We start from the raw sequence: 22,694 nt of genomic DNA, 5'->3' as shown, positions 1-22,694 counted from the left end.
TAATCACTCAAAATGATTAAGTATTTTTGCGGATTGGTATAAGTATTTTTGCGGATTGGTATAAGGTCTCCACTCATACTCGTTAACGTCACACCTTTTAAAAACAATGCCTCAAATTAGACATAAATGATGTGTCGCAGGAAGCATTAGAAATAGATTAAAACGGTCTGTCGCAGTGAGAAGTAAAGATCTGTACTGTGATTTTTAAAAATATCAGAGAAAAGTCGAAATTAAATAGCGTAGATAATTGATTTTTATAAGATAAGTATGGGATGTATAAATAGGAGTTTTTGAATTGAATCTTACAGTATTCACTGTGCAATAAATGTAAATTACGCAAGTAAGTGGCGTCCCCAAGGGGATTCGAACCCCTGTTACCGCCGTGAAAGGGCGGTGTCCTAGGCCTCTAGACGATGGGGACGCAGAAATTGGTTTGCAAATCACTGATTTGCTATTTCTGCGTAAGATGAGACCGAGCCTGTTAGGCGAATGGCCTTAGCTTAAACAGAAAGTTTCTGTGTCACTAGGACAACTGAATAGTTAAACTCGATTCAGGCGAGCTGTTTAATAACACAACACCCTCTTTAACACGGTTAAAGTAAGTGGCGTCCCCAAGGGGATTCGAACCCCTGTTACCGCCGTGAAAGGGCGGTGTCCTAGGCCTCTAGACGATGGGGACACAAGAATGTGTCACTAGGACAACTGAATAGTTAAGCTCGATTCAGGCGAGCTGTTTAATAACACAACACCCTCTTTAACACGGTTAAAGTAAGTGGCGTCCCCAAGGGGATTCGAACCCCTGTTACCGCCGTGAAAGGGCGGTGTCCTAGGCCTCTAGACGATGGGGACACAAGAATGTGTCACTAGGACAACTGAATAGTTAAACTCGATTCAGGCGAGCTGTTTAATAACACAACACCCTCTTTAACACGGTTAAAGTAAGTGGCGTCCCCAAGGGGATTCGAACCCCTGTTACCGCCGTGAAAGGGCGGTGTCCTAGGCCTCTAGACGATGGGGACACAAAAATGTGTCACTAGGACAACTGAATAGTTAAACTCGATTCAGACGAGCTGTTTAATAACACAACACCCTCTTTAACATGGTTAAAGTAAGTGGCGTCCCCAAGGGGATTCGAACCCCTGTTACCGCCGTGAAAGGGCGGTGTCCTAGGCCTCTAGACGATGGGGACACAAGAATGTGTCACTAGGACAACTGAATAGTTAAGCTCGATTCAGGCGAGCTGTTTAATAACACAACACCTTCTTTAACACGGTTAAAGTAAGTGGCGTCCCCAAGGGGATTCGAACCCCTGTTACCGCCGTGAAAGGGCGGTGTCCTAGGCCTCTAGACGATGGGGACACAAAAATGTGTCACTAGGACATTAAATGATAGTTTGACTCATATCAGAGTAAGGTTGCTAAATTAACATGTAAATACTCGAGATTGACATGTTTAGCGCCTTAGTATTAGCTCACTTACATAAATAAGTGGCGTCCCCAAGGGGATTCGAACCCCTGTTACCGCCGTGAAAGGGCGGTGTCCTAGGCCTCTAGACGATGGGGACGCAGAAACTGCTACCCTAGGACAAACACTATGCAAAATTGGTGGAGCTATGCGGGATCGAACCGCAGACCTCTTCGCTGCCAGCGAAGCGCTCTCCCAGCTGAGCTATAGCCCCGACCTTGCATACACACTACCAACTAATGCTGACGTGTATCGCTGAGTGCGGGGCGCATTCTATGCAGCCCCCCAAATAAAGTCAACAGTTTTTTATCTAACTTTATTTAAATGATTTAAATTTCAACAAGCTGACTAAATAACACCCCGAGGAGAAGCTATTTTATACAATCCACTAATAAATAGCTGAATTTTACATATTAGCGTGCTGTTTAGATTTTATTGTGCCTCAATGAAAGGAGGTTTCGCTTACTAAAAGGTATACATTTATATGGAAAACGGCGATATCTTAATTTTATAACTAAATTGATCATTCTTCCCCTCCCCCACGCCCTTTTAATTAACGTTAAAAAAGAGCACTGCGTTGTACTTATTTATACAACCGACAAATGCATTTACATATAAACAAAACTAACACAGCTCATCCTCGCTAAAGTAATTGACCCCAAACAGCCTAAAAGTCAGCTTGCGTATAGAAGGAAAAGCACTGAATTGCATAATTGTTCATCAAAAAATGTAAAAAAGCCATGTCGTTGTTTATAAAAGCTGCATCTAGCACATTTTTACTCATTCAAGTGTTGACACATTTACAACTCTATCTATAATAGCGCCCCACAACAACGCAGCAATGAGTTGTTTTTTAGATATGGGTCGTTAGCTCAGTTGGGAGAGCATCGCCCTTACAAGGCGAGGGTCACTGGTTCAAGTCCAGTACGACCCACCATTATTAAATGGTGTTCATATCTAAAGTTCTTAATGGGTCGTTAGCTCAGTTGGGAGAGCATCGCCCTTACAAGGCGAGGGTCACTGGTTCAAGTCCAGTACGACCCACCATTTAAATGGTGTAAACTCAACATTAAGAATTTATTGCATGTAATATGGGTCGTTAGCTCAGTTGGGAGAGCATCGCCCTTACAAGGCGAGGGTCACTGGTTCAAGTCCAGTACGACCCACCATTATCTTTTAATGGTACTTCATATTACACAATCTAAATGGGTCGTTAGCTCAGTTGGGAGAGCATCGCCCTTACAAGGCGAGGGTCACTGGTTCAAGTCCAGTACGACCCACCATTAATCCAAGTTTAATGGTGTTCTCATTTAGATTATTCTTCGCGGGTCGTTAGCTCAGTTGGGAGAGCATCGCCCTTACAAGGCGAGGGTCACTGGTTCAAGTCCAGTACGACCCACCATTTTAAAAATGGTATCGCGAAGAAAAAGATTATTTGGGTCGTTAGCTCAGTTGGGAGAGCATCGCCCTTACAAGGCGAGGGTCACTGGTTCAAGTCCAGTACGACCCACCATTTAATCTTTACAAATTAGCCTTTCGGCAATTATATGTGGGTCGTTAGCTCAGTTGGGAGAGCATCGCCCTTACAAGGCGAGGGTCACTGGTTCAAGTCCAGTACGACCCACCACATATAAAACTCTCTTTTCATACTCCATACTCCATACTTTATATTCTAAACTTTCTAAAAGCATCGCCACTCTTTACAAAGACTAAGCTCGATGATTCAAGTTCAGTACAACCCACCCCTATAAAACACTCTTTTCCATACTCCATATTAAAAATTTTCTAAAAGCATCGCCACTCTCTACAAAGACTAGGCTCGATGGTGCAAGTCCAGTACGACCCACCAGCTATAAAACACTCTTTTCTATGCTCCATATTAAAAATTTTCTAAAAGCATCGTTACTCTCTACAAAGACTCGGCTCGATGGTGCTAGTCCAGTACGACCCACCACCTGTAAAACACGTCTAGTCGTTGTGCCATTTTTGATATTCACTAATATAAATATCATCACGTTTGTAGCTGATTGTTAAGCTAATTCTTTGAGATAAAAAGGAAATAAAAAATACGACATAAGTCATGCTATAGCATGAGTCAGGTTTTTAAATTAACTGAAAACCTGTAATTTGCCTTGTCAGCAGCTAGACTGTTTATTATAGTCACTGTTAATATCACTCGATCGCAAGTCCAATGCCTGCAAAGATTTTTTCGAAAGCCAAAATTTTAATAGTTGAAGAGCAACCACTCGCTCAAAGCTACATGAAACAATCCCTCGAAGGATTAGGTTTTCGACAACTGCGCTTTGCTGACCATGCCATTTCAGCCAAAGAACAATGTCAGGACGAACAATTTGATCTCATCGTTTGCTCATTCAATTTAAGTAAGCACCAAGATGGCTACCAACTTTACGAAGAACTTAAAGTTAAACGCTTAATTAAAAACTCCACAGGGTTTATTTTCATTTCAGCCGAAACAAGCGGTTCTCTAGTTCACAGTGTGTTAGAGCTCCAGCCTGACGATTTTTTAGTAAAGCCATTTACCATTTATGAATTAAAAAGCCGTATTGAGAAAGTACTACTACGTAAGCACCACCTTTACAGTGTTTATCAGCTAATTGATGATGAAAATGACTCGAAAGCAATAAAGAAAATCGATGAATTACTACAAAATAAAAGTAATACCTACAGTGCCATTTTATTACGATTAAAAGGTGATGCCCTACTTCGTTTAAATCGAAATGAAGATGCAAAAACATTTTTTAAATCCGTACTCGATATACAAAAGTTTACGTGGGCTAAAGTCGGGTTAGTAGAGGCGCTTATTGCCAATAATGAGCATATTCTTGCTCAACGCATGTTAAAAACCATGCTACAGCGCAGTGAAACTCGCCTTGTGGCCCTTGATTTGTTAGGTCGTTTAGACATTAAACTTAATAAGTTTGATGACGCTCAACTATTTTTTAGTCAAGCTGTTGATATAGCACCAAGAAACATTGAGCGACAAAAAGCACTCAGCCATGTATCACTGTTAAATCATGACTACGAGAAAAGCTACTTAACGCAAAAAGATATCGCCAGTTATGCAAAGCACTCCATACACGATCACCCTGATATATACTTAAATGCAGCACGGGCAGGTATCGATTTTGCTCTGACAACAGATCAAACAGACCAAGTTAATCGTATTGCGAGACAAACAAATCAATATTTAAATGATTTAAAACAACAGTTTCCAAATAGTAACAATCAAACCCAAATTGATGTACTCAACGCACGTTTACATTATTTGAAAGACGAGCATAAAAAAGCAAAGGCCCTAATCGAGCAACTTGATGAGAGTGACAGTCAAATTCGTTCTGTTGATGGTGCGCTTGATAAAGCAAAGGCATTCCACGAGCTCGGTTTTCACAACAAAGCGCAAACACTCTTTAATCAAATTATAAGCCATTGTGAGCGCCATCCTTCGGTAAGTGATCCTGTGTTTCTTCGCTACATTCAACAACAGCAAACTGAACGTCGTGATATCAAAATGGGGCCGAAAGAACTCAATAACCATGCTGTTACGCAATTTAATAAAGGCCAGCTAAATATTGCGCTCGAAGCGTTTACACAGGCCTTTAGAATTATGCCTAAAAACGCCAGTATTGCATTGAATCTTTTACAATGTTTATTCGACTCTAATGCGCAAGGGCAATCATTTAACTTATTGCTAGCAAAAAAATGCTACGCTTTACTTAATGAATACACATTACACGATGAGCAAGCCACTCGCTTCGAAAAAATAAAAGCGCAAGCTGCAAAAATGAATCTTCAGCTATCTGAGTAAATGTTCTCATTATGGAGCGCCCTTTTTTGAAATCTATTAAGCTTCTTTTAGCTGCAATAGCACTCTTCAGTCCAGTCAGTATTGCTTCTGCTACTTTGCAGTATTGGCAGCAAGCTAATATAAATTGGCAAAGTGAAGCAGGCAGTCATATAAATATACTGGCTGACGAGCAGCCCGCATTTTTGGCCCTTAAACCTTATATCCCCCTGTTTGAGCAACTTACCGGGATTTCTGTTGGTTTTCATGCGCTGGAACAATCTCAAATGCGCTCTCGTCGTCATCAAGATTTAAGCGAAGGTTTAGGCCTATACGATGTATTGCCTATGGGCATTACATTTTTAGGTGAAGCACAAAATCAAGGCTGGATAGAGCCCCTACAACCTTATCTAGATAACCCACTCATAACTGATAAAACGTGGTATCAACTTGAAGATATTAGCGAAAGAAGCCTCACTCTTTGCAAAATAGATAACAAACTTTATTCTTTACCTTTTGATTTTTCAGCCCCTATTTATTTTTATCGCAAAGATTTATTTGAGCGCTTTAATCTTGAAGTGCCAGATACTTACGAGCAGTTACACGCAACTAAAATAAAATTACAGCGCGCGATTGATGCCGACTCTAAACTCGCCGGCATGCACGCGTTTGCTTCACGCACACTACCCGGTGCAGGGCTTAATACATGGACGGTGTTACCCGTAATGCGTGCCTATGGCGCAGAAGTGCTCAATGAACAAGGTATATCAACATTTGATAGTCCACAGACGGCACAAAGCCTTAAAATGTATCGGAACTTAGTCACAGGTTACGGTAATCCGGAAAATAGCCGCTTACTGCATTTTTATGAGATACGTCAATTGTTTAAACACGGCAAACTGGCTTCGGCAATCCTTGCGTCTCACTTTTACAATGAAATAGACACGGCTGAAGAATCCGATATTTGGAATAAATGGGAAGCCGCTCCCCTTCCAAAAGGACCTGTTGCCAGAGAAACATCACCATGGGCATGGGCATTTGCGATTAATAGTCATTCTAATAAAAAAATTGCAGCCTGGTTATTTATTCAATGGGCGACGAGTGAGCAAACGGCCGCTTTACTCAGCACCGGGGGGTCGCCACCAAGACAAAAGGTATGGCACGAAAAGCTATTTACTTTAGTCAATAAACCCGGCTTTAACAACGCAATGCTATGGGTATTTGAGCATGCCACGCCTGATCGACTGCAAGCCGGTATGGTTGAATTTCCAGTCATTGGTGAAATTATTTCGCAAACATTTAGCCAAATATTTTATGGTGCCGACATTAAACAATTAATTAAAAGTACTGATGCAAAAATTAATGCAAACATGCACGCTTTAAAAACACAAACTAAGAGCAGCCAATGAGAATCAGTATTGCGCATAAAATTCTGATAATCATCGGTTTTACTATCACGCTAATTTTAGGCGTGAGCACGGCTATACATGTCTTGGAATTAAAAGAGCAAACCTTGCTTAATATGAGTGAAAAAGCAGACGCGATTGTTTCGCCGATGCTGTCTGAAATAAACTCATTAACATCAGATAACACCGCTGGCAGTTGGGTCTTAAAAATTCAGGGGATAACATTAAAAAATATTCTCAAACATAATACCTTTGATGACCTCAAAACCATTTATTTTATTGATCAAAATAACTTTATTGCGGCTCACCCCGATAACAGCAAAGTCGATACCTTAGAGACGAATCAAACGATATTGCAGCAACTCAATCCGAGACGAAATAATATTATCGCGCTTGATCACCAGTACGCTGTAACAGTGCCAGTAAAAAATCATTACGGTGAAAATATTGGTTACGTTATTGTCACGTTTTCTGACATCGATTTATCCCAAAAAACCAAATCTATTATCAGTAACGCCGTCTCTTTATTTGCAATCTATCTGCTAACTGCACTCATTATTGCTTATATCATTATTAGGCGCATAATTTTGCAACCCATTGATCAACTTGTTGAGTTCTCCCATGCAGTGACCACAGGCGATTTAAATTGCCCTATTAATATTAAAAGCCAAGATGAAATAGGCACACTTGCCAGTGGCTTTAAAATGATGCGAGCCGCGGTTAGACAACAAATTAACAGCATGCATGAACAGCACAGCCAACTCGAAGAAACCGTGGCTAAGCGCACTCAAGAATACTTGGATGCAAAAGAACAAGCAGAACAATCAAACCAAGCAAAAAGTCGCTTTTTAGCCAATATGTCCCACGAGTTAAGAACACCTTTAAATGCCGTGTTAGGCTTCAGCCAATTATTGCAAGACAGCGAAACCGACAAAAACAAACGCCGCTACCTTGAAGCGATTTCCATCTCAGGCAATTCGTTATTAAACGTACTAAACGATATTCTTGATTTATCAAAAGTCGATGCAGGTAAAATGCAGCTCGATATTGAGCGGGTTGAAATTCCCACCATGTGCCATGAATTAAATATGATGTTTTTACAGCTCAGCGCACAAAAAGATCTCAATTTTAAAGTAACCGCACACCCTGATCTCACTCCCCCTGTATTGCTCGACAGTAACAAGCTTCGTCAAGTACTTACCAACTTAATAAGTAATGCTATTAAGTTTACGTCACAAGGCAGTGTAAGCGTATACTTTGACTTTAAACCACATGATGACGACAGCCACCTTGATATAAAAATTCATGTGAAAGATACCGGTAAAGGCATTCCAAAAGATCAACAAGATTTAATCTTTAATGACTTTGAACAAGTTCAAGGACAACGCAGTTCTGAGTTTGGTGGTACAGGGTTAGGCCTTGCTATTTCATTACGCTTTATAAAATTGATGGGCGGCGAGTTATCGGTTATCAGTGAAAAAGGCAAAGGCAGTGAGTTTATTGTTTCAATTCCCAACGTCGAGTTAGCTGAATCAATAACAGAAATTGAGCACCGTAATTACCCTGCAATCACTAGTTATCACTTTAATCCTGCGCGCATTTTAATCGTAGACGACATTCCCTATAACCGTGATTATTTAGAATCGTTCTTATCGCGCTGGAGTTTTACTATCGATACGGCAATTAATGGTGAAGATGCACTGAAAAAAATAGAGCAACATCAGCCTGACCTAATCATAATGGATTTGAAGATGCCTGTAATGGGAGGGCTTGAAGCCAGCCAGTTAATTCGCAGTGATGATCGTTTTAAACATATCCCGATTATTGCTGTAACAGCCTCGGCTTTAAAGGATGATAAGGCACAATCAAGTATCTTGACAGACTACACTATCAGTAAGCCAATTTACCGAGAGCACCTTATTTTTATTATTGCGCAATATTTAGATTAGTTTACCTAATCGCATTTTTTCATTGCCACCGCATTCATGCAGTAGCGCAAACCACTTGGCGGCGGACCATCAGGAAAAACATGACCTAAATGGGCATCGCAGACATTACAAATAGCCTCAATACGTTGCATACCGTGACTTGTATCGGCTATGTACGCAATGCTTTCGACGCTGCTTGGTTGAGTAAATGAAGGCCAACCAGTGCCACTGTCAAACTTTTCATCGGCATCAAACAATAAATTATCGCAACATACACACGCATATTTCCCAGGCTCAAAGAGTGTGCATGAATCAGAGCTGTGCGGACGCTCTGTGCCTTTTTGGCGTGTTACATAGAAAGTATCTTGCGCAAGCTCACGCTGCCACTCTAATGGCGTTTTTTCAACTCTACGGGGAGGTGTTGGATTGCCGTTGTGGGCAAACTCTAAAATATCTTGCCAAGTTAACATTGTGTTCTCCTAGGATTGATAAACCCACGTTCAAAATACTGCTTAAAAAATAGTTAAGCAAATTAAACCTTATACCAATTTACTTACTTAAATGATCTGTTTTGATGCAAAAAAACCGTGTGGTCGCAAGGCAAAAACGATGATATTTAGTTGCTATCGGCCATTGCTCCTACCTTGCTCTAACGCCCACAACGAAACTGTCGTTCATGAGCAATTTTTAACGCAGATAGCAACTGGTTAAATCCATCAAAATGATTCTGTATTATGGCTAGTCGGTACTAGACTGCTTAATTATTTTTATATTTTCGCGTTCTCGTTCAGACAGTAAGGTATGTAAATAAGCGTCAATTTTCGACTCTGCAACGCTTAAAACTGCGGTCAATGTCTGTTCATTGATATCTGTAACATGAATAATGCCATCGCCAATTTTTATCTTTTTAATCTGCCCTATTAATACAAATTCCGCTTTGCGTTTAAAATCAAACAAACCGGAAAGGCTAATCAATGCTAACTGGTTAACATCGCGCTTTAATGAATCTTCAATTGGATTGCGTGACACGAATAAAGGTGTCACACGGTACAGACTTGATACTGTGATAAAAGCCCACAAAAGAACAAAAAAAGAAAACGCGACACTGTGCCAAAGTGGTGTAAAAAACCACAGGGCAATCAATACCACTGCAATCAATGCTGAAATTTTTGCTAGTAATTGATTAATAGCCAGCATGGTTAGTTTCCTTTTTTTACGATTGGATCGGGCCAATCATTGAAAAATACGGATAAATAGCGACTTTTTACCAGATAAAGTAGCACCCAAAGCACCAATACCATTTGGCACGCCAAAAAAAATGAGAATTGATAATAACTGTGCGCGGCTTGGTAAGTCAGCCAGCCTAAATCTATCACAGCACACACAATCAAAGGCCACCGCATAAAACGCCACACAGTTGCCCACCGCTTAGCGGTTTCAGGGTTTTCTTGTGGCCTTCTAAAACAAAAAACAACCGCGGGTAACAGCGCAATTGCTGCAATGCCTATCGCCATAAAAAACTCTGATTTAGAGCTAAAAAACAACGACATAATATCTAAATCAGGGCGCCGACTTAACGCGGCCATTAACCAGATAAAATAACTACGAAGCAGTACTAACAAGGTTAAATGAAACGCTATGGGGGTTCGATAAGCGCCATGTTTATCCCAATATTCTGGCCCGTAACGCATCATAGCTGATTCTTCTTATCTGCGATAACACCCAATACCAAGAATGCACCGGTTAACGTTAAACCTAACCACTTTATACCTAATAACATCAGTAACTTACTTAAAAATGGCGTCACAAACACCACCAAAAGCCCCATACCAAAGCCTGTCACGGCAACAAAGCATAACACGCGAATAATAAAGTGACGTCTGGCAACAAAGCGCTTAGTCACTTTAATAATATCGTTGGCATATAATGAGATAAAACACACCACTAACAATAAAGAAATATTATACAAATGGGGTTGAATCCACTGCCCTATCGTTAAAGCGACTGACGAGACAGCTTGCTGAAAACTATCCATTGTGTTCACTTAATAAAGCAATTAAATCGGCTTCAGTAAGCACCTCAATACCCAACTCTTGTGCTTTTGTTAGTTTAGAGCCTGCTTTTTCACCTGCAATAAGGGCATTTGTTTTAGCCGACACACTCCCCGATACTTTTGCACCGAGAGCTTGCAGACGCGCTTTCGCATCGTTTCGATTAAGCTCACTTAAGGTGCCTGTTAAAACATACGTCAGACCAGCTAAAGGTTGCTTCTCAGCGCTTGGTGCATTTAAAGCTGGCCAATGAATTCCCTGCTCTATTAACGCATTAACAACAGCCATGTTGTGCTCTTCACTAAAGAACCCGCGCACATGCTTAGCAACAATTTCACCCACATCGCTCACTTCTGTTAGTGCATCAACACTGGCTTGAGTAATTTTCTCTAAGGTTAAAAAGTGATTAGCGAGGTTTTGGGCTGTTGCTTCACCGACTTCACGAATACCCAAAGAGTAAAGAAATTTAGCTAAGGTAGTTTCCTTTGCCTCTTGCAGCGCATTCACCAAATTTTTAGCAGACTTTGGCCCCATTCGTTCAAGTGACTCAAAGTGACCTTGTTTTAAAATAAATAAATCAGCAGGCGTTTTGATAAGCTCACGATCGACTAATTGGTCAACAATTTTGTCTCCTAACCCGTCAATATCAAGCGCTTTACGTGAAGCAAAATGCTTAATTGCTTGTTTACGTTGTGCTTGGCACACCAACCCACCGGTGCATCGTGCAACTGCTTCACCCTCGATACGCTCTACATGCGAGTCACAAATTGGACAAGTGGTTGGGAATACAATCTCTCTTGCACTCTCAGGACGACGCTCCAGTACCACTTGGGTAATTTGAGGGATTACATCGCCTGCGCGGCGAATAATCACCGTATCGCCAATTTTAACGCCTAAACGGGCTATTTCATCCCCATTATGCAAAGTGGCATTCGATACAGTCACTCCGCCAACAAATACGGGCTCCAAACGTGCTACCGGTGTAATTGCACCCGTTCGGCCTACTTGGAATTCAACATCTAAAAGTTGTGTAATTTCTTCTTGAGCTGGAAACTTAAACGCAATAGCCCAACGGGGGGCGCGGGCAACAAAGCCCAAGCGCTCTTGGAGCTTTTTGTCGTTGACCTTAATAACCACTCCGTCAATTTCATAGGCAAGCTCACTTCGGCGCGCTAAGATGTCTTGGTAATAATCAAGCGCCGCCTGTTGACCTTCAACTAACTTAGTTTCAGGGCAAAGTGGTAATCCCCAATCAGTCAATTTTGCCAGTTGTTGGTAATGATCTTCTGGCAATTGCCCATCAGCCACCAGCCCTGTGCTGTATGCATAAAACATTAATGGGCGTTTTGCCGTTACCTTAGAATCGAGCTGACGTAAACTCCCAGCCGCAGCATTACGAGGGTTAACAAATACCTTTTCGCCTCGCTTTTCAGCGTCGCTGTTCAGTTTTGCAAAGCCTGCACTGTCCATAAATACTTCGCCGCGTACTTCAAGTTCAGCAGGAAAGTCATTGCCGCGAAGTTTTAATGGCACATTACGAATCGTTTTCACGTTTTGTGTAATGTTCTCACCCACCATACCATCGCCACGTGTTGCAGCTTGAACCAGCACACCATTACGATAAATAATCGACACAGCTAAACCGTCAAGCTTTGGTTCGCAGCAAAATGTGAGTTCGCGGGAATCCATCACGCGCTCTTTAATTCGGCGATTAAACGCCGCAAACTCTTCTTGTGAAAAAGCATTATCAAGCGACAACATAGGAACTTGGTGGGTTACTTGTTCAAATTTATCAAGCGCGGCTCCACCCACTTTTTGGCTGGGTGAATCAGGGCTCTGAAACTCAGGATTTGCTTGCTCTAAGCTACTTAGTTCTCGCATTAAGCGGTCATATTCAGCATCGGGAATACTGGGTGCATCCAGCACATAATAATTATGGTTATGCTCTTCTAACTGGGCACGTAGTTGACTAATTTGCTCAAAGATAGGGCTGGACATGAAAACCTCAAAAATCTACATAAAAAAGCCACTTAGACGACTTAACGCCAAGTGGCCTAACAATCATTTACTTGCGAATATGGATTACGCTGAAAAGCTTCTTACCTTTTCAACATATTCACGTACGCTATCAACCGTCATTTCTTCACGGTTGCTATCTAAAATAGTCGCACCAAACTCATCCGCTAACTTTTTAGCAGCGCTGTGCAACATATTGAAGGCACTTAGGCCATCACCATCGCATGGTAATGTCATAAACAAACTGACACCCGCTGTGCTGAACTGTTCCATATTATCAATATCAAACGTTCCAGGATTGTACATATTCACCAAACGGAATAACACAGGGCCTGTTCCAGCGGGGTCTAGATGGCGATTAAAGAAGCCTTCATCCGAGTATTTGAAACCTAGCATATTAACAGCTGGCAGTAATTGACTGCCCTCCATTGCTAAGCCTTCAGGCATCTGTAAGTGCACAATTATAAAGTCTGTCGGTGCAGGCGATTCTGGTTGCTCTTCAGTGTCAGCCGCTTCTTCGACTTCAACGTCTGGCTCTTCGGTGTTTTCAGCAGTAAAGCTTAAATCACCAAACTCAGGCTCATCACGCTCTTGCGCATAAGGCTGTGAAGATTCACTCGTTTCTGCACTTGCTTCATTTGGCTCAACCCGTTCTTGCTGCTCAACATCAGGATTATCCTTTTTGCGCACAGACCATAAACCATGAATTAATAAACCACCAATGACAAATACACTGATTACGATTAAAGCCCATCTTAATTCTTCGGCCATCCCCTCACCTTTATTATTTGATATGCCAAACTAAATTTATGCATGTGCCATTTGCACAGCTTGTTCGATATCTACGGCAACCATACGTGAAACGCCTGGTTCAGCCATAGTTACACCCGTCAATCTGCCTGCCATTTCCATAGCAATCTTATTATGACTGATATAAATAAATTGCACTGATTGTGACATCTCTTCTACCAAACGGCAAAAACGACCCACATTTGCATCATCCAATGGCGCATCCACTTCATCTAGCATACAGAATGGAGCTGGATTGAGCCTGAATATTGAAAACACCAATGATAATGCGGTCAGCGCTTTTTCTCCACCACTAAGCAGGTGAATTGTCGAATTTTTCTTGCCAGGAGGCCGTGCCATTATACTAACACCACTTTCAAGCAAGTCATCACTGGTTAATTCTAAGTAAGCGCTTCCGCCGCCAAATACTTTTGGAAATAACTCACCAAAATCACTATTTACTTGTTCAAACGTCGCCTTAAATCGATTTTTCGTTTCGCGGTCGATTTTTTGAATCGCGCCCTCAAGCGTATTAAGTGCTTGAGTTAAATCATCAAGTTGCTGATCTAAATAGTCACTTCGCTGCTTAGCCTGCTCAAACTCATCGATCGCGGCTAAGTTAACTGCCCCTAGTTCATGTAAGCCCTGCGTCGTTTTAGATAGCATGCTTTGCATACTATTTAAGTTGGCATTGTCTGGCAGTGATTCAAGCACTGTTTTTAAGTGTTGATCCAACTCTTCAAGTGGCTCCAGCGCCGCTTGCGCTTTTACAAGCAAACTTTGTTCATCTAACGCCAGTGATTGCAGTTGTTCTTGCAACGTAACTAGCTCTGATTGCGATGATTTAAGCGATGCCTGCTTATCCGCTAGTTCCTTTTTAGCGTGAGTCAGTGACGCTTGCAAGTTTTTTAGCTCAACGTCACTTTGTTGATGTTTTTCAAGCAATAACACAATATGCTCTGCCGTCTCTTCAAGCGGGATCACTAACTCTTCTAACTGCGCTGTTAATTCTAAAACAGCGTCACTTGCGGCTGTATGTGCTGCATCAGCATGTTGTAATTTTGTTTCACTGAGTTGACACTCACTACGGGCTTTTTGTTCCGCTAAATTCGCTTGATGGGCAAGTGTCTTGTAATGCTCTAATTGAGACGCAACTTGGCGATACTGATTGTCAGCATCCATTTGCACTTGCTTAGCCTGTTCAAGGTTACTTTCAAGCGTTGCGTGGTGTTCTAGCAAATCTTCTAGGCGCAATTGTTGGTTTTCTTGTTGCTGAACGACACCTTGCATTTGCTCTTTAAGCGACGTTTTGCGCAGCTGTAATTTAGCCAGTTGATTTTGCCACTGCGTTTGCTGCTCAAGGAGCATGTCTCTGCGAGTACTTGCTGAGGCAATTTGCTGCGCAACGTGATGAATACGCTCTCTGTGTTGCTCTTTTTCAGCGATGAGCGTGTTCTTTTTGGTAAGGTGACTGTCGAGCTGCTGTTGCTTGTCTGCGATTTGCTCATTGAGCTCTTCATCAAGTTCCTCTGCATCACTCAACTGGGCATGTTTTAACAGCAGTGAGTTGTCCGTGTCTTTTTTTGCATCAGCTTGAAAATTACGACCATAAATACAGCCCTTTTCATCAATCACGGCGAGCCAATATGGATCCGCTAGAATCGCTTCATCAAACGTTGCTTGAAATGCAAATCGTGTCAGCAATTCAGGGTAAATCCCCTGTTCAATGTATTGTGCTAATGAATGATCAGGCACAGCAAGGGTCTGTGACCAAACACTATTAGGCTGCGCATTTTTGCTGACCTGTAAATGCTCAAGACCCAGTAAAGCTTGCTCAACGAGAGGCTCAAAACCTGGCGTTACTTTTAATTGTGATAATAAAGAAGTGCGGTCACTGTCAGCATGCTCACTCAGGACTGAACTCAGTGCCGCAATACTGGCTTTATTTTCATTGCTGTGTTGTTGCACCCGTTGTAGTGCTTGCGCTAACTGTGCTTGCTCTGTCTCTGTTTGCACTAGATTTTGTGTCAGCCGATTCAGAGCCGTTTGCTGTTGAGCAAGTTCCTTGGTGAGCGCTTGGATATGAGTTTGCTGCTCAGTAATCTGCGTCGCAACAGGAGTCGCTTCAAGCTCACTGATTTCGTCCGTAAGCTGTTTAAGCTGTGTCTCTAGTTGGTCGATGGATTGCGAAAAATGCGCCAGCTGATTTTTGGCTACTGTCACCTCACTACTGAGCGTTTGACTTTGCTCTAATGCACGCTGGTATTCCTGTGAAGCAGTATGTCTGTGCTGATGTTGTTCTGATGCGTGAAGTTCAACTTCGGCCACGTGCTCTGCACATAATAAACTTTGCTCTATCGCTTCTTGTAACTGCTCTTGCAGTAAAGAAGCCGCAGCGTGTTGCTCAGCCTGCAACTCTTTGTTTTGCAATTGCAGTTGCTGCTGCTTAATCAAGTTTTGACTAATATTTTGCTGCTGTTGCTTTAAGCTGATTTGTTGCTGCTCTTTACGCGTTAACTCAGTGTGAGTTTGGTGCTGCGCGTGTTGTGCATCTTGTAATTTTTGCTGCTCAAGCTGTACTTGATTCTCAAGGCTCGCTAAAACATCATCATGACCAGAGTGGGCTTCTTTAAAAAACTGTATTTGTTCTTTAAGCTTATCTATTTCAGCAGCCTTATCAACTTGCTGTTGATGCAGCTTTTGCCACTTTAAAACCGCAATTTGCCCTTTTAGAGTCCGCTCTGTGGCTTTTAACTCACGGTATTTTTTCGCGTCGACTGACTGTACAGCAAGTTTATCGAGTTGCGTTTGTAACTCTTTACGAACATCCAGTAAGCGCTCAAGGTTTTCGCGAGTACTTTTAATACGGGTTTGTGTTTCGCGTCGGCGCTCTTTGTATTTAGACACCCCCGCGGCTTCTTCTAAAAACACACGCAAATCGGCAGGCTTACTCTCGATTAGTCGCGATATCATGCCTTGTTCTATAATGGCATAGCTTCGCGGCCCAAGCCCTGTTCCCAAGAAAATATCAGTAATGTCGCGCTTACGACATTTGCTGCCATTAAGAAAATAAATAGATTGCCCATCACGCGTTACCAAACGCTTAATAGCAACTTGGTTCCTGTCAGCAAACGTATTCGGTAAATGACCACTGGTATTATCAAAAATTAGCTCAACAGAGGCCTGTGAAATCGGCTTACGATTGGTTGAGCCATTAAAAATAACATCGGTCATGGCATCGCCACGTAAGTTCTTCGCTGAACTTTCACCAAGCACCCAGCGCACCGCATCAATAACATTTGATTTGCCACAGCCGTTAGGCCCGACAACACAAGTCATTTGATCAGGAAATGGGATTTTAGTGGGTTCAACAAACGATTTGAAACCCGCTAACTTTATGGTGCTTAAGCGCATCTAGTTGTTTTACCGATTTTTATTATTATTCTGCAATTTAACTCATTTTATAACAAAAGGTTAAGCGTGACGTTTAAAATTATCTAAAATAATGCCTGTTGCCATGGCTACGTTCAGCGATTCAGCCTGACCATAAGCAGGTATGGTTATTTTATCAGTGACCAGCTTTTCACAATCTGGGCGAATACCGTGCGACTCACTGCCCATTAAAAGAACAGCATCTTGTTTAAGCTTTGCTTGATGAATATTATCACCCGCTAAAAAAGCCCCATAAACGGGCAGGTTTAAGCTCGGTAAATAGCACGTTAAATCGGTTTGCGACACTGTCACACGGGCAAATGACCCCATGGTTGCACTAATGGTTTTTGGATTATATGCATCGGCACTGTCTTGGCTTGTCACTATATGGTTAATTCCATACCAGTCCGCCACGCGAATAATTGTGCCTAAGTTACCGGGGTCTGATACGCCGTCTAGCGCTAAAATAAGGCCCGAGGTGGGTAATGCTTGCTGCTTTGGCATATCAACAACAGCAATGGCTGCGTTATTGGTCACCAAGGTGCTGGCTTTCGTTAGACTGTCTTCATCGGCTTCGATAATTTGATGGGCTGCAAGTGCTGAGCGATGCGCGGCAATAAACGCGGGGGTTGCGAATATATTTGCGATACTCAAACCACTGTTTAATAACTCAAGGACATTTTTTTCACCTTGAACTAAATACTGGTTGTATTGCTTGCGGTATTTCTTCTGACCTAATGCTCGAATAAGTTTCAGTTGGTTTTTTGAAATCATAACAGCCTCATAAAATGAAGCCGTTAGTATACCCAAACCACCTAAAGATGCGAGTTTCAGTTAGAATTAAACGCGATTTAGGCAGGCATTAATTGCAAAGTGTGATTATTCCGATATTTAAATCTTTAAATCATAAAAATCACCGTTAAACCGACTACAGGGGGTGTCTCGCGGTGAATGATGTATCGCACAGTAAGAGCGCACTTAAAGTCGCAGACCGTGCCAATTGCTTTCCCCAATCGGCACGTGTGAATAGGCTATAAGCTATTAGCTAATTTTTGTTAGCCATTCATTTAACCATGGCTCAGTTACCGGCCACGGTTCAAAGTCTTCACAGGCATCAATTTCAAGGCGATGACCAACAGGCTTTGCCTGTAAATCACGAAATAGTTCATCAAAACTGCGCCCTGCCCCACAAAATGTATCACCATAGCTGCGGTCACCCATAGCGATAATGCCATACTGCTTGCCTGTTAACATGGGGAATTGATCATTTAATTGGCTGTACAATGTCACTAAATTATCAGGAATATCACCTTGGCCTGTGGTCGAGGTAATCACCAATATATGTGATGCAGCCAGCATGTCTTCTACTGTGCCATTTTCAATAAGCTGTGCTTGGTGCGGTGACTTTTCAATCACCTCAATTACTTGCTCACTTAAACGCTCTGCACCGCCGTACACACTGCCGACAAAAATACTAATGGTTGCCATAATAATCCTTTTCTTCTGTTGGCCAGCCTAGTTGCTGGCAAATCGTTAACATCGCCTCTCCAAGGGGGGCTCTAATCGTTATTACTTGTTTATTATAAGGGTGCACAAACTTTAGCTCAGACGCAAATAACATCAGACGACGCAGCTGAAAGTGCTCTCTAAAAAATTGGTTATGTTGGTTATCACCGTGGTTTACATCACCAATGATCGGTAGCGATAAATGTTTTAAATGCCGTCTAATTTGGTGCTTTCGCCCCGTTTTAGGAAAACACTCCACTAGCGAATAACGCACAGTGGGGTATTTACCAATTGGGATCGGCAAAGCAGCTTGGTGCAAGCAGTTAAAGTGAGTTTGCGCCTCTTGTGCAGCCTTATTTTGATCAGCAAACTTATCGGCTATTTTATCGAGTTCTTCTTTTAAAGGCTTATCAAGGAAGATTGACTCATTTAAAAAGCCCCTAACCAAGGCTAAGTAACGCTTTTCTATTTGCCCATCAATAAACAATTGATTCATGTCTCGAGCCGCTTCTGAGCTCAATGCAAACAATAAAACACCTGAGGTGGGTCTATCTAAACGGTGCACCGGAAACACATGTTGACCAATTTGATCACGTAGCATTTGCATGGCAAATTGTGTTTCGTGTTTATCTAAAAATGAGCGATGCACCAGTAAACCAGACGGTTTGTCTATTGCGATATAATTTTCGTCGCGATATAAAACCGTTAACTCTTCATAGTGCGGTTTAACAATTTCATCCATCTTGGTTATCACTCAAATGCTGATCAAGCTTTAGTAAAACGCTAATAACATCATGGCCACCGGCATGTTGTGCCAGCATCATTTCAGCCATAGGCGCAATAGCAAAGTTTCGAGGCAATGGCTGGTTATTGGTGATTAACACCTGCATTTTTTCAATAAATACAAATTGTAACCACTGCTCAAACGCCATGGTGTCATGACAAAACGGAACAGATGAATTTAATGCTGCAGGATCAATTGCAGCTGTTTGCCATAGTTCATGACGTTGGAGTGTCGTTTGTAATTCGCGCAGCAGCGCCAAAGTCTGTTGATACATTATATAACTCTTAAAACCTTTGGACTTATTATACCCTGTTCCAAGGCGCCATGGTATGGCGTATAATTCGCATCTTATAACGATTTATAAACGACGATTGGGATTTTATGACAGAGCAAATTGCTACTTTAGGGCAACTTCTTGATGCTGCGGGCACTACATGGCGTGCTTTTGATATTGGTAGACACATCACTAAGTTAGACAAAAAACAATTTCTTGCGATTGAAGAAACTAAAATCCCTTACCCTTACCCTCTTGCTGGTCACGCTTGGCTTGCGATTCAGTTTTGGGATGTCAAAGCATCCAAAGAGCCTTATGTCTGGTTTTTGAAGTTCCCACTCGATGAACAAAGCCGTTTAGTCAGTGCTAGCCGTGATCATTTTGCGAACATGGTCATCGAAGCATTAGGTACCGAAATTACCGGTGAAAATGCCGAAGGCAAGCTCGACAATAACCCGTATGTATTTACACCAAACGCCAATAAATTGGCCGCATTTAATGCCCAAGTTAAGTGCTTACTCAAACAAAGTGCATCGCAATATTATGAATATGCACAACTTTATTTTTCTGGCACCCTAGGTTTTGAAAATTGGCAAAGTGTTGCTGTACAAGGCATTGCTGATTTCGCAATGCGATTAGACAACGATAAAAACCTAACTAACTTGCAATCAGCGTGGCCGCAACTACCTGTTGAAGTGTTACAACCACTCAGCGCTATGCTTGAACACGTTACAATTCCTCCCGCTTTTGCGGAGCAACTTTTAGCTTATGGCTTAAATGCCATAGAGCAAAAAGATGAGATAGCACTCGTCGCTGCACTTCGCAGTATATCAAAAGCATCAGCACAAGGTTTAACAGCCCAACTGGTTGATGCCGTATTGAACTCTGAAATGAACACGCATTCAGATGTGCTTTTAACCATTGCCGGACGTTGCTTTAGTACCTTAGAAGATCCTGCGCGCCTACATGTGTTTATGGATTGTTGTGCGCATCACACCGATATCGAACAGTTGTTTGTGAGTATTTTCACAGACCTAGTTGCAATTCCAACTATTCGACCTCACTTATTAGGTTTGTTACGTTTAGAAAATCGCAGCGAAACACTCGCGCGTGCAATAGGAAGGTTATTTTCGTAAATGGCAGGTTTATGGACACTCATCATTATTGGCAGCATTATCTACTTTTTTTGGTTAAACAGAAAAGTAGCTGAGGCCGCCAATCTTCATGCACAAAGGCAAATTGAACAGTTAAATGTGCAATTGGTGAGTGTTGCATGTAATAAGCGACGTATTGGCATTCTAAAAAATGGCAAACCCGGCATCAAAAGCGAGTTTATTTTTGAATTCTCAAGTGATGGGGAAAGTGTCTATCAAGGTGTGCTGTTTATGGAAAATGAAATGCTGAAAAGTGTGGTGATACCACCGCATAAGATCTAAGTTGCGAGTTGCGAGTTGCGAGTTGCGAGTTGCGAGTTGCGAGTTGCGAGTTGCGAGTTGCGAGTTGCGAGTTGCGAGTTGCGAGTTGCGAGTTAACAATACTAAGTTGCTCAGCTAAAAATACAACCCCATAAAGAACTAAGGCGTAGCTTCAAGCCACGCCCCAATCTTGCTACTTCCATGATAAAGTATCCGTACTTTTGCCGAAGCTGCCGTTTTCATCTATCCCCTGAACGGGTATACATCCGATACACCCACCATGCAACATCATGTCACATTTAACACATCCTAGTGTCGTCCACTTGCCTTCACTGGCTATCCTCTACGTTTCCAAACGCTCCTTTAGCTTCCTGCTAATATCATCCTTTGGTCAATCCTTTTCAATTGCTCCGCAATTGTACTGCGTCCTGGCAGTGTCCTTGTTCGTCCTTGCCTTCCTTAGAACTTGTCCTTTTGCTTCCTGCTTAAGCATCATGCTTGGTGTGCCATAATCCTAATCCTTGGCATAAGTTCATTCATTGAACCTGTGTCTTCTTGACATGGTTAAGTTTAGAGAATTCCTGAGATGTAGATAGGCATAAAAAGTAATTTTTCTTAAGTCACAAAATTGCAAAAAACAATAAATCCTTATAAATCATTTAAATAAGTCATTTTAGGTACAAAAATAACTGTATTAAAGTGATAATACTCACAGCAATGTAAGAGAAATCGCACACGCTACTTTCCAAAACGTCCCAATTACTCTTTCGCCGCTTTGAACATTAACTCACCTTCGACCTGATTAAAGCTTAATGCTTTAAAGACTTCGAACCCTTCGGAACTAAAGAATTCACGCTGCTCACCACGTGTAACAAAGACGGCTAAACCCGATACTTGTTGGTGGCTGTCTACTAAATCATCTAGTCCTCGAAGTAAGTAACGCCCTAAACCTTGCCCCTGAAAATGAGGGTCTACAGCGATAAACGCTAAAAACAAATACTGCCCTTTTTCAGCTAACATTTCACGAATTGTGCGCTCTTTTTCAATAAGTTGATTTGTCTGTAGATATCCTGCACTAAGCATTAACTTTAAACGCCAGTGCCAATAGCGCTCTGCTTGTAACTCACTGGATGAATCAAACACGCATGCAATGGCTTTTAATCGGCTTTGCGAGTACAAACCAATTAAAGGTTGTTTTTCTTGCCAAAAGCTCGCGAGCTCTTCACGTACTAAAGCGCGTAGTTTGGTTTCATACTTACTGGGATTATCTTCTTTGTAGCCCAGCACATTCTGAAGTACGGGGTCATCATGATAGGCTTGGTAAATAAGACTAGCGGCCGTGCTGATATCTTCAGCACTTAGGTATTGCACACGTAAGGTCTCGGGTTCAGCAACAGTTGTCATACTCATCCTTTTCTGTGTTTTATTATTTTTAGTACTAGACTATAAGGTATATACCCAAGCGCGATTAAAGACAAATTCAGCGTGAGTTAAACTGCTGTTCATCATTATTATGGTTGAGCAGTAATAAAGACCGCCATACACAAGGAGCAGAATTATGGATACGACAAAACATGATATTTCGACCTTATTTGCACAATTAGGTTTACCCAGCAAAGAAAGTGAAATCGATGCATTTATTGCCTCGCATCAGCTGTCTGATACCACCCTACTACAGGAGGCTCCATTCTGGGACGAAGCTCAGCAACATTTTCTAGCAGAATCTTTAGCTGAAGATGGGGCGTGGAGTGAGGTTATTGATGAATTAGACGCCCGATTGCGTCAATAAACACACGATTAGTTATCCATAACCTAAAATCTGCCAAT

18 protein-coding genes and 15 tRNA genes are annotated in these 22,694 nt (G+C 41.9%); 13 read left to right on the top strand and 20 right to left on the bottom strand.

Annotation, left to right across the window (positions count from 1 at the left end):
• Positions 1–345: 345 nt before the first annotated feature.
• The 8 genes from D0907_RS06160 to D0907_RS06125 all read right to left on the bottom strand — a co-directional run bounded on the left by D0907_RS06160 (position 346) and on the right by D0907_RS06125 (position 1,678).
• Positions 346–421, bottom strand: a tRNA-Glu gene (locus tag D0907_RS06160).
• A gap of 182 nt (positions 422–603) precedes the next feature.
• A tRNA-Glu gene (locus D0907_RS06155) sits at positions 604–679 on the bottom strand.
• A gap of 94 nt (positions 680–773) precedes the next feature.
• A tRNA-Glu gene (locus tag D0907_RS06150) sits at positions 774–849 on the bottom strand.
• A 94-nt stretch (positions 850–943) separates the two neighbouring features.
• Positions 944–1,019, bottom strand: a tRNA-Glu gene (locus D0907_RS06145).
• 94 nt (positions 1,020–1,113) lie between these two features.
• Positions 1,114–1,189, bottom strand: a tRNA-Glu gene (locus tag D0907_RS06140).
• Between the two features lie 94 nt (positions 1,190–1,283).
• Positions 1,284–1,359: transfer RNA gene (locus tag D0907_RS06135), tRNA-Glu, on the bottom strand.
• 129 nt (positions 1,360–1,488) lie between these two features.
• Positions 1,489–1,564: transfer RNA gene (locus D0907_RS06130), tRNA-Glu, on the bottom strand.
• Between the two features lie 38 nt (positions 1,565–1,602).
• A tRNA-Ala gene (locus D0907_RS06125) sits at positions 1,603–1,678 on the bottom strand.
• Between the two features lie 647 nt (positions 1,679–2,325).
• Here D0907_RS06125 and D0907_RS06120 point away from each other — a divergent pair.
• From D0907_RS06120 to D0907_RS06075, 10 genes are all read left to right on the top strand, one after another.
• Positions 2,326–2,401: transfer RNA gene (locus D0907_RS06120), tRNA-Val, on the top strand.
• 34 nt (positions 2,402–2,435) lie between these two features.
• Positions 2,436–2,511: transfer RNA gene (locus D0907_RS06115), tRNA-Val, on the top strand.
• A gap of 46 nt (positions 2,512–2,557) precedes the next feature.
• Positions 2,558–2,633: transfer RNA gene (locus D0907_RS06110), tRNA-Val, on the top strand.
• A 38-nt stretch (positions 2,634–2,671) separates the two neighbouring features.
• Positions 2,672–2,747: transfer RNA gene (locus D0907_RS06105), tRNA-Val, on the top strand.
• A gap of 43 nt (positions 2,748–2,790) precedes the next feature.
• Positions 2,791–2,866 (top strand) — tRNA-Val (locus tag D0907_RS06100).
• A 35-nt stretch (positions 2,867–2,901) separates the two neighbouring features.
• Positions 2,902–2,977: transfer RNA gene (locus D0907_RS06095), tRNA-Val, on the top strand.
• Between the two features lie 38 nt (positions 2,978–3,015).
• Positions 3,016–3,091, top strand: a tRNA-Val gene (locus D0907_RS06090).
• A 564-nt stretch (positions 3,092–3,655) separates the two neighbouring features.
• Positions 3,656–5,290, top strand: a complete 1,635-nt coding sequence (locus D0907_RS06085; protein ID WP_036969529.1) for a response regulator — start codon at positions 3,656–3,658, stop codon at positions 5,288–5,290.
• Positions 5,291–5,316: 26 nt separating this feature from the next.
• The gene (locus D0907_RS06080; protein ID WP_162898029.1) at positions 5,317–6,675 is read left to right on the top strand and encodes an extracellular solute-binding protein; all 1,359 of its coding nucleotides are present in this window, start codon (positions 5,317–5,319) and stop codon (positions 6,673–6,675) included.
• Positions 6,672–8,621: an ATP-binding protein gene (locus D0907_RS06075; RefSeq protein WP_075594150.1), complete on the top strand. Its 1,950-nt coding sequence runs from the start codon at positions 6,672–6,674 to the stop codon at positions 8,619–8,621. The genes D0907_RS06080 and D0907_RS06075 overlap by 4 nt, the downstream gene beginning before the upstream one ends.
• A gap of 5 nt (positions 8,622–8,626) precedes the next feature.
• Here D0907_RS06075 and msrB read toward each other — a convergent pair whose 3' ends face one another.
• The 11 genes from msrB to D0907_RS06020 all read right to left on the bottom strand — a co-directional run bounded on the left by msrB (position 8,627) and on the right by D0907_RS06020 (position 19,452).
• A complete protein-coding gene (gene msrB, locus D0907_RS06070) occupies positions 8,627–9,070 on the bottom strand; it encodes a peptide-methionine (R)-S-oxide reductase MsrB (RefSeq protein ID WP_036969532.1) in 444 nt (147 codons plus the stop codon).
• Between the two features lie 268 nt (positions 9,071–9,338).
• Entirely contained in the window at positions 9,339–9,797 is a 459-nt protein-coding gene (locus tag D0907_RS06065; RefSeq protein WP_036969534.1) for a hypothetical protein, read from the bottom strand.
• A gap of 2 nt (positions 9,798–9,799) precedes the next feature.
• Positions 9,800–10,294: a DUF2919 domain-containing protein gene (locus D0907_RS06060; RefSeq protein WP_065979790.1), complete on the bottom strand. Its 495-nt coding sequence runs from the start codon at positions 10,292–10,294 to the stop codon at positions 9,800–9,802.
• Positions 10,291–10,635 (bottom strand): DUF3392 family protein, encoded by a 345-nt coding sequence (locus tag D0907_RS06055; RefSeq protein ID WP_118844164.1) that lies wholly within the window; start codon positions 10,633–10,635, stop codon positions 10,291–10,293. The genes D0907_RS06060 and D0907_RS06055 overlap by 4 nt, the downstream gene beginning before the upstream one ends.
• The gene (ligA, locus tag D0907_RS06050) at positions 10,628–12,649 is read right to left on the bottom strand and encodes an NAD-dependent DNA ligase LigA (RefSeq protein ID WP_075594152.1); all 2,022 of its coding nucleotides are present in this window, start codon (positions 12,647–12,649) and stop codon (positions 10,628–10,630) included. The genes D0907_RS06055 and ligA overlap by 8 nt, the downstream gene beginning before the upstream one ends.
• Before the next feature lie 84 nt (positions 12,650–12,733).
• Positions 12,734–13,438 (bottom strand): cell division protein ZipA, encoded by a 705-nt coding sequence (zipA, locus tag D0907_RS06045; protein WP_036969545.1) that lies wholly within the window; start codon positions 13,436–13,438, stop codon positions 12,734–12,736.
• Between the two features lie 36 nt (positions 13,439–13,474).
• A complete protein-coding gene (locus tag D0907_RS06040; RefSeq protein ID WP_036969548.1) occupies positions 13,475–16,870 on the bottom strand; it encodes a chromosome segregation SMC family protein in 3,396 nt (1,131 codons plus the stop codon).
• 60 nt (positions 16,871–16,930) lie between these two features.
• Positions 16,931–17,662, bottom strand: coding sequence for a TrmH family RNA methyltransferase (locus D0907_RS06035; RefSeq protein WP_036969551.1), 732 nt, complete (start codon positions 17,660–17,662; stop codon positions 16,931–16,933).
• A gap of 267 nt (positions 17,663–17,929) precedes the next feature.
• Positions 17,930–18,376 carry a flavodoxin gene (locus tag D0907_RS06030; RefSeq protein ID WP_036969555.1) on the bottom strand — a complete coding sequence of 149 codons (447 nt, stop codon included), beginning with the start codon at positions 18,374–18,376 and terminating at the stop codon, positions 17,930–17,932.
• The gene (gene truC, locus D0907_RS06025) at positions 18,363–19,136 is read right to left on the bottom strand and encodes a tRNA pseudouridine(65) synthase TruC (protein WP_036969558.1); all 774 of its coding nucleotides are present in this window, start codon (positions 19,134–19,136) and stop codon (positions 18,363–18,365) included. The genes D0907_RS06030 and truC overlap by 14 nt, the downstream gene beginning before the upstream one ends.
• Positions 19,129–19,452 (bottom strand): YqcC family protein, encoded by a 324-nt coding sequence (locus D0907_RS06020; RefSeq protein ID WP_036969562.1) that lies wholly within the window; start codon positions 19,450–19,452, stop codon positions 19,129–19,131. Before D0907_RS06020 ends, truC begins: the two co-directional genes overlap by 8 nt.
• Positions 19,453–19,559: 107 nt before the next feature.
• On the opposite strand from D0907_RS06020, the gene D0907_RS06015 reads away from it, so the two are divergent.
• A complete protein-coding gene (locus D0907_RS06015; RefSeq protein ID WP_036969569.1) occupies positions 19,560–20,588 on the top strand; it encodes a DUF3549 family protein in 1,029 nt (342 codons plus the stop codon).
• A complete protein-coding gene (locus D0907_RS06010) occupies positions 20,589–20,888 on the top strand; it encodes a DUF3301 domain-containing protein (RefSeq protein WP_036969572.1) in 300 nt (99 codons plus the stop codon). It begins immediately after the preceding gene.
• Between the two features lie 738 nt (positions 20,889–21,626).
• Here D0907_RS06010 and D0907_RS06005 read toward each other — a convergent pair.
• Entirely contained in the window at positions 21,627–22,277 is a 651-nt protein-coding gene (locus tag D0907_RS06005; protein WP_118844163.1) for a GNAT family N-acetyltransferase, read from the bottom strand.
• A 148-nt stretch (positions 22,278–22,425) separates the two neighbouring features.
• Here D0907_RS06005 and D0907_RS06000 point away from each other — a divergent pair, with 148 nt between their 5' ends.
• Positions 22,426–22,656, top strand: coding sequence for a DUF2789 domain-containing protein (locus D0907_RS06000; RefSeq protein ID WP_036969581.1), 231 nt, complete (start codon positions 22,426–22,428; stop codon positions 22,654–22,656).
• Positions 22,657–22,694: the final 38 nt, after the last annotated feature.

The sequence above is a fragment of the Pseudoalteromonas lipolytica genome, from assembly GCF_003515105.1.
GTDB classification, from domain to species: domain Bacteria; phylum Pseudomonadota; class Gammaproteobacteria; order Enterobacterales; family Alteromonadaceae; genus Pseudoalteromonas; species Pseudoalteromonas lipolytica.
The sequence above is the reverse complement of the archived record's forward strand: the minus strand, read 5'-3'. Positions and strand labels throughout refer to the sequence as shown.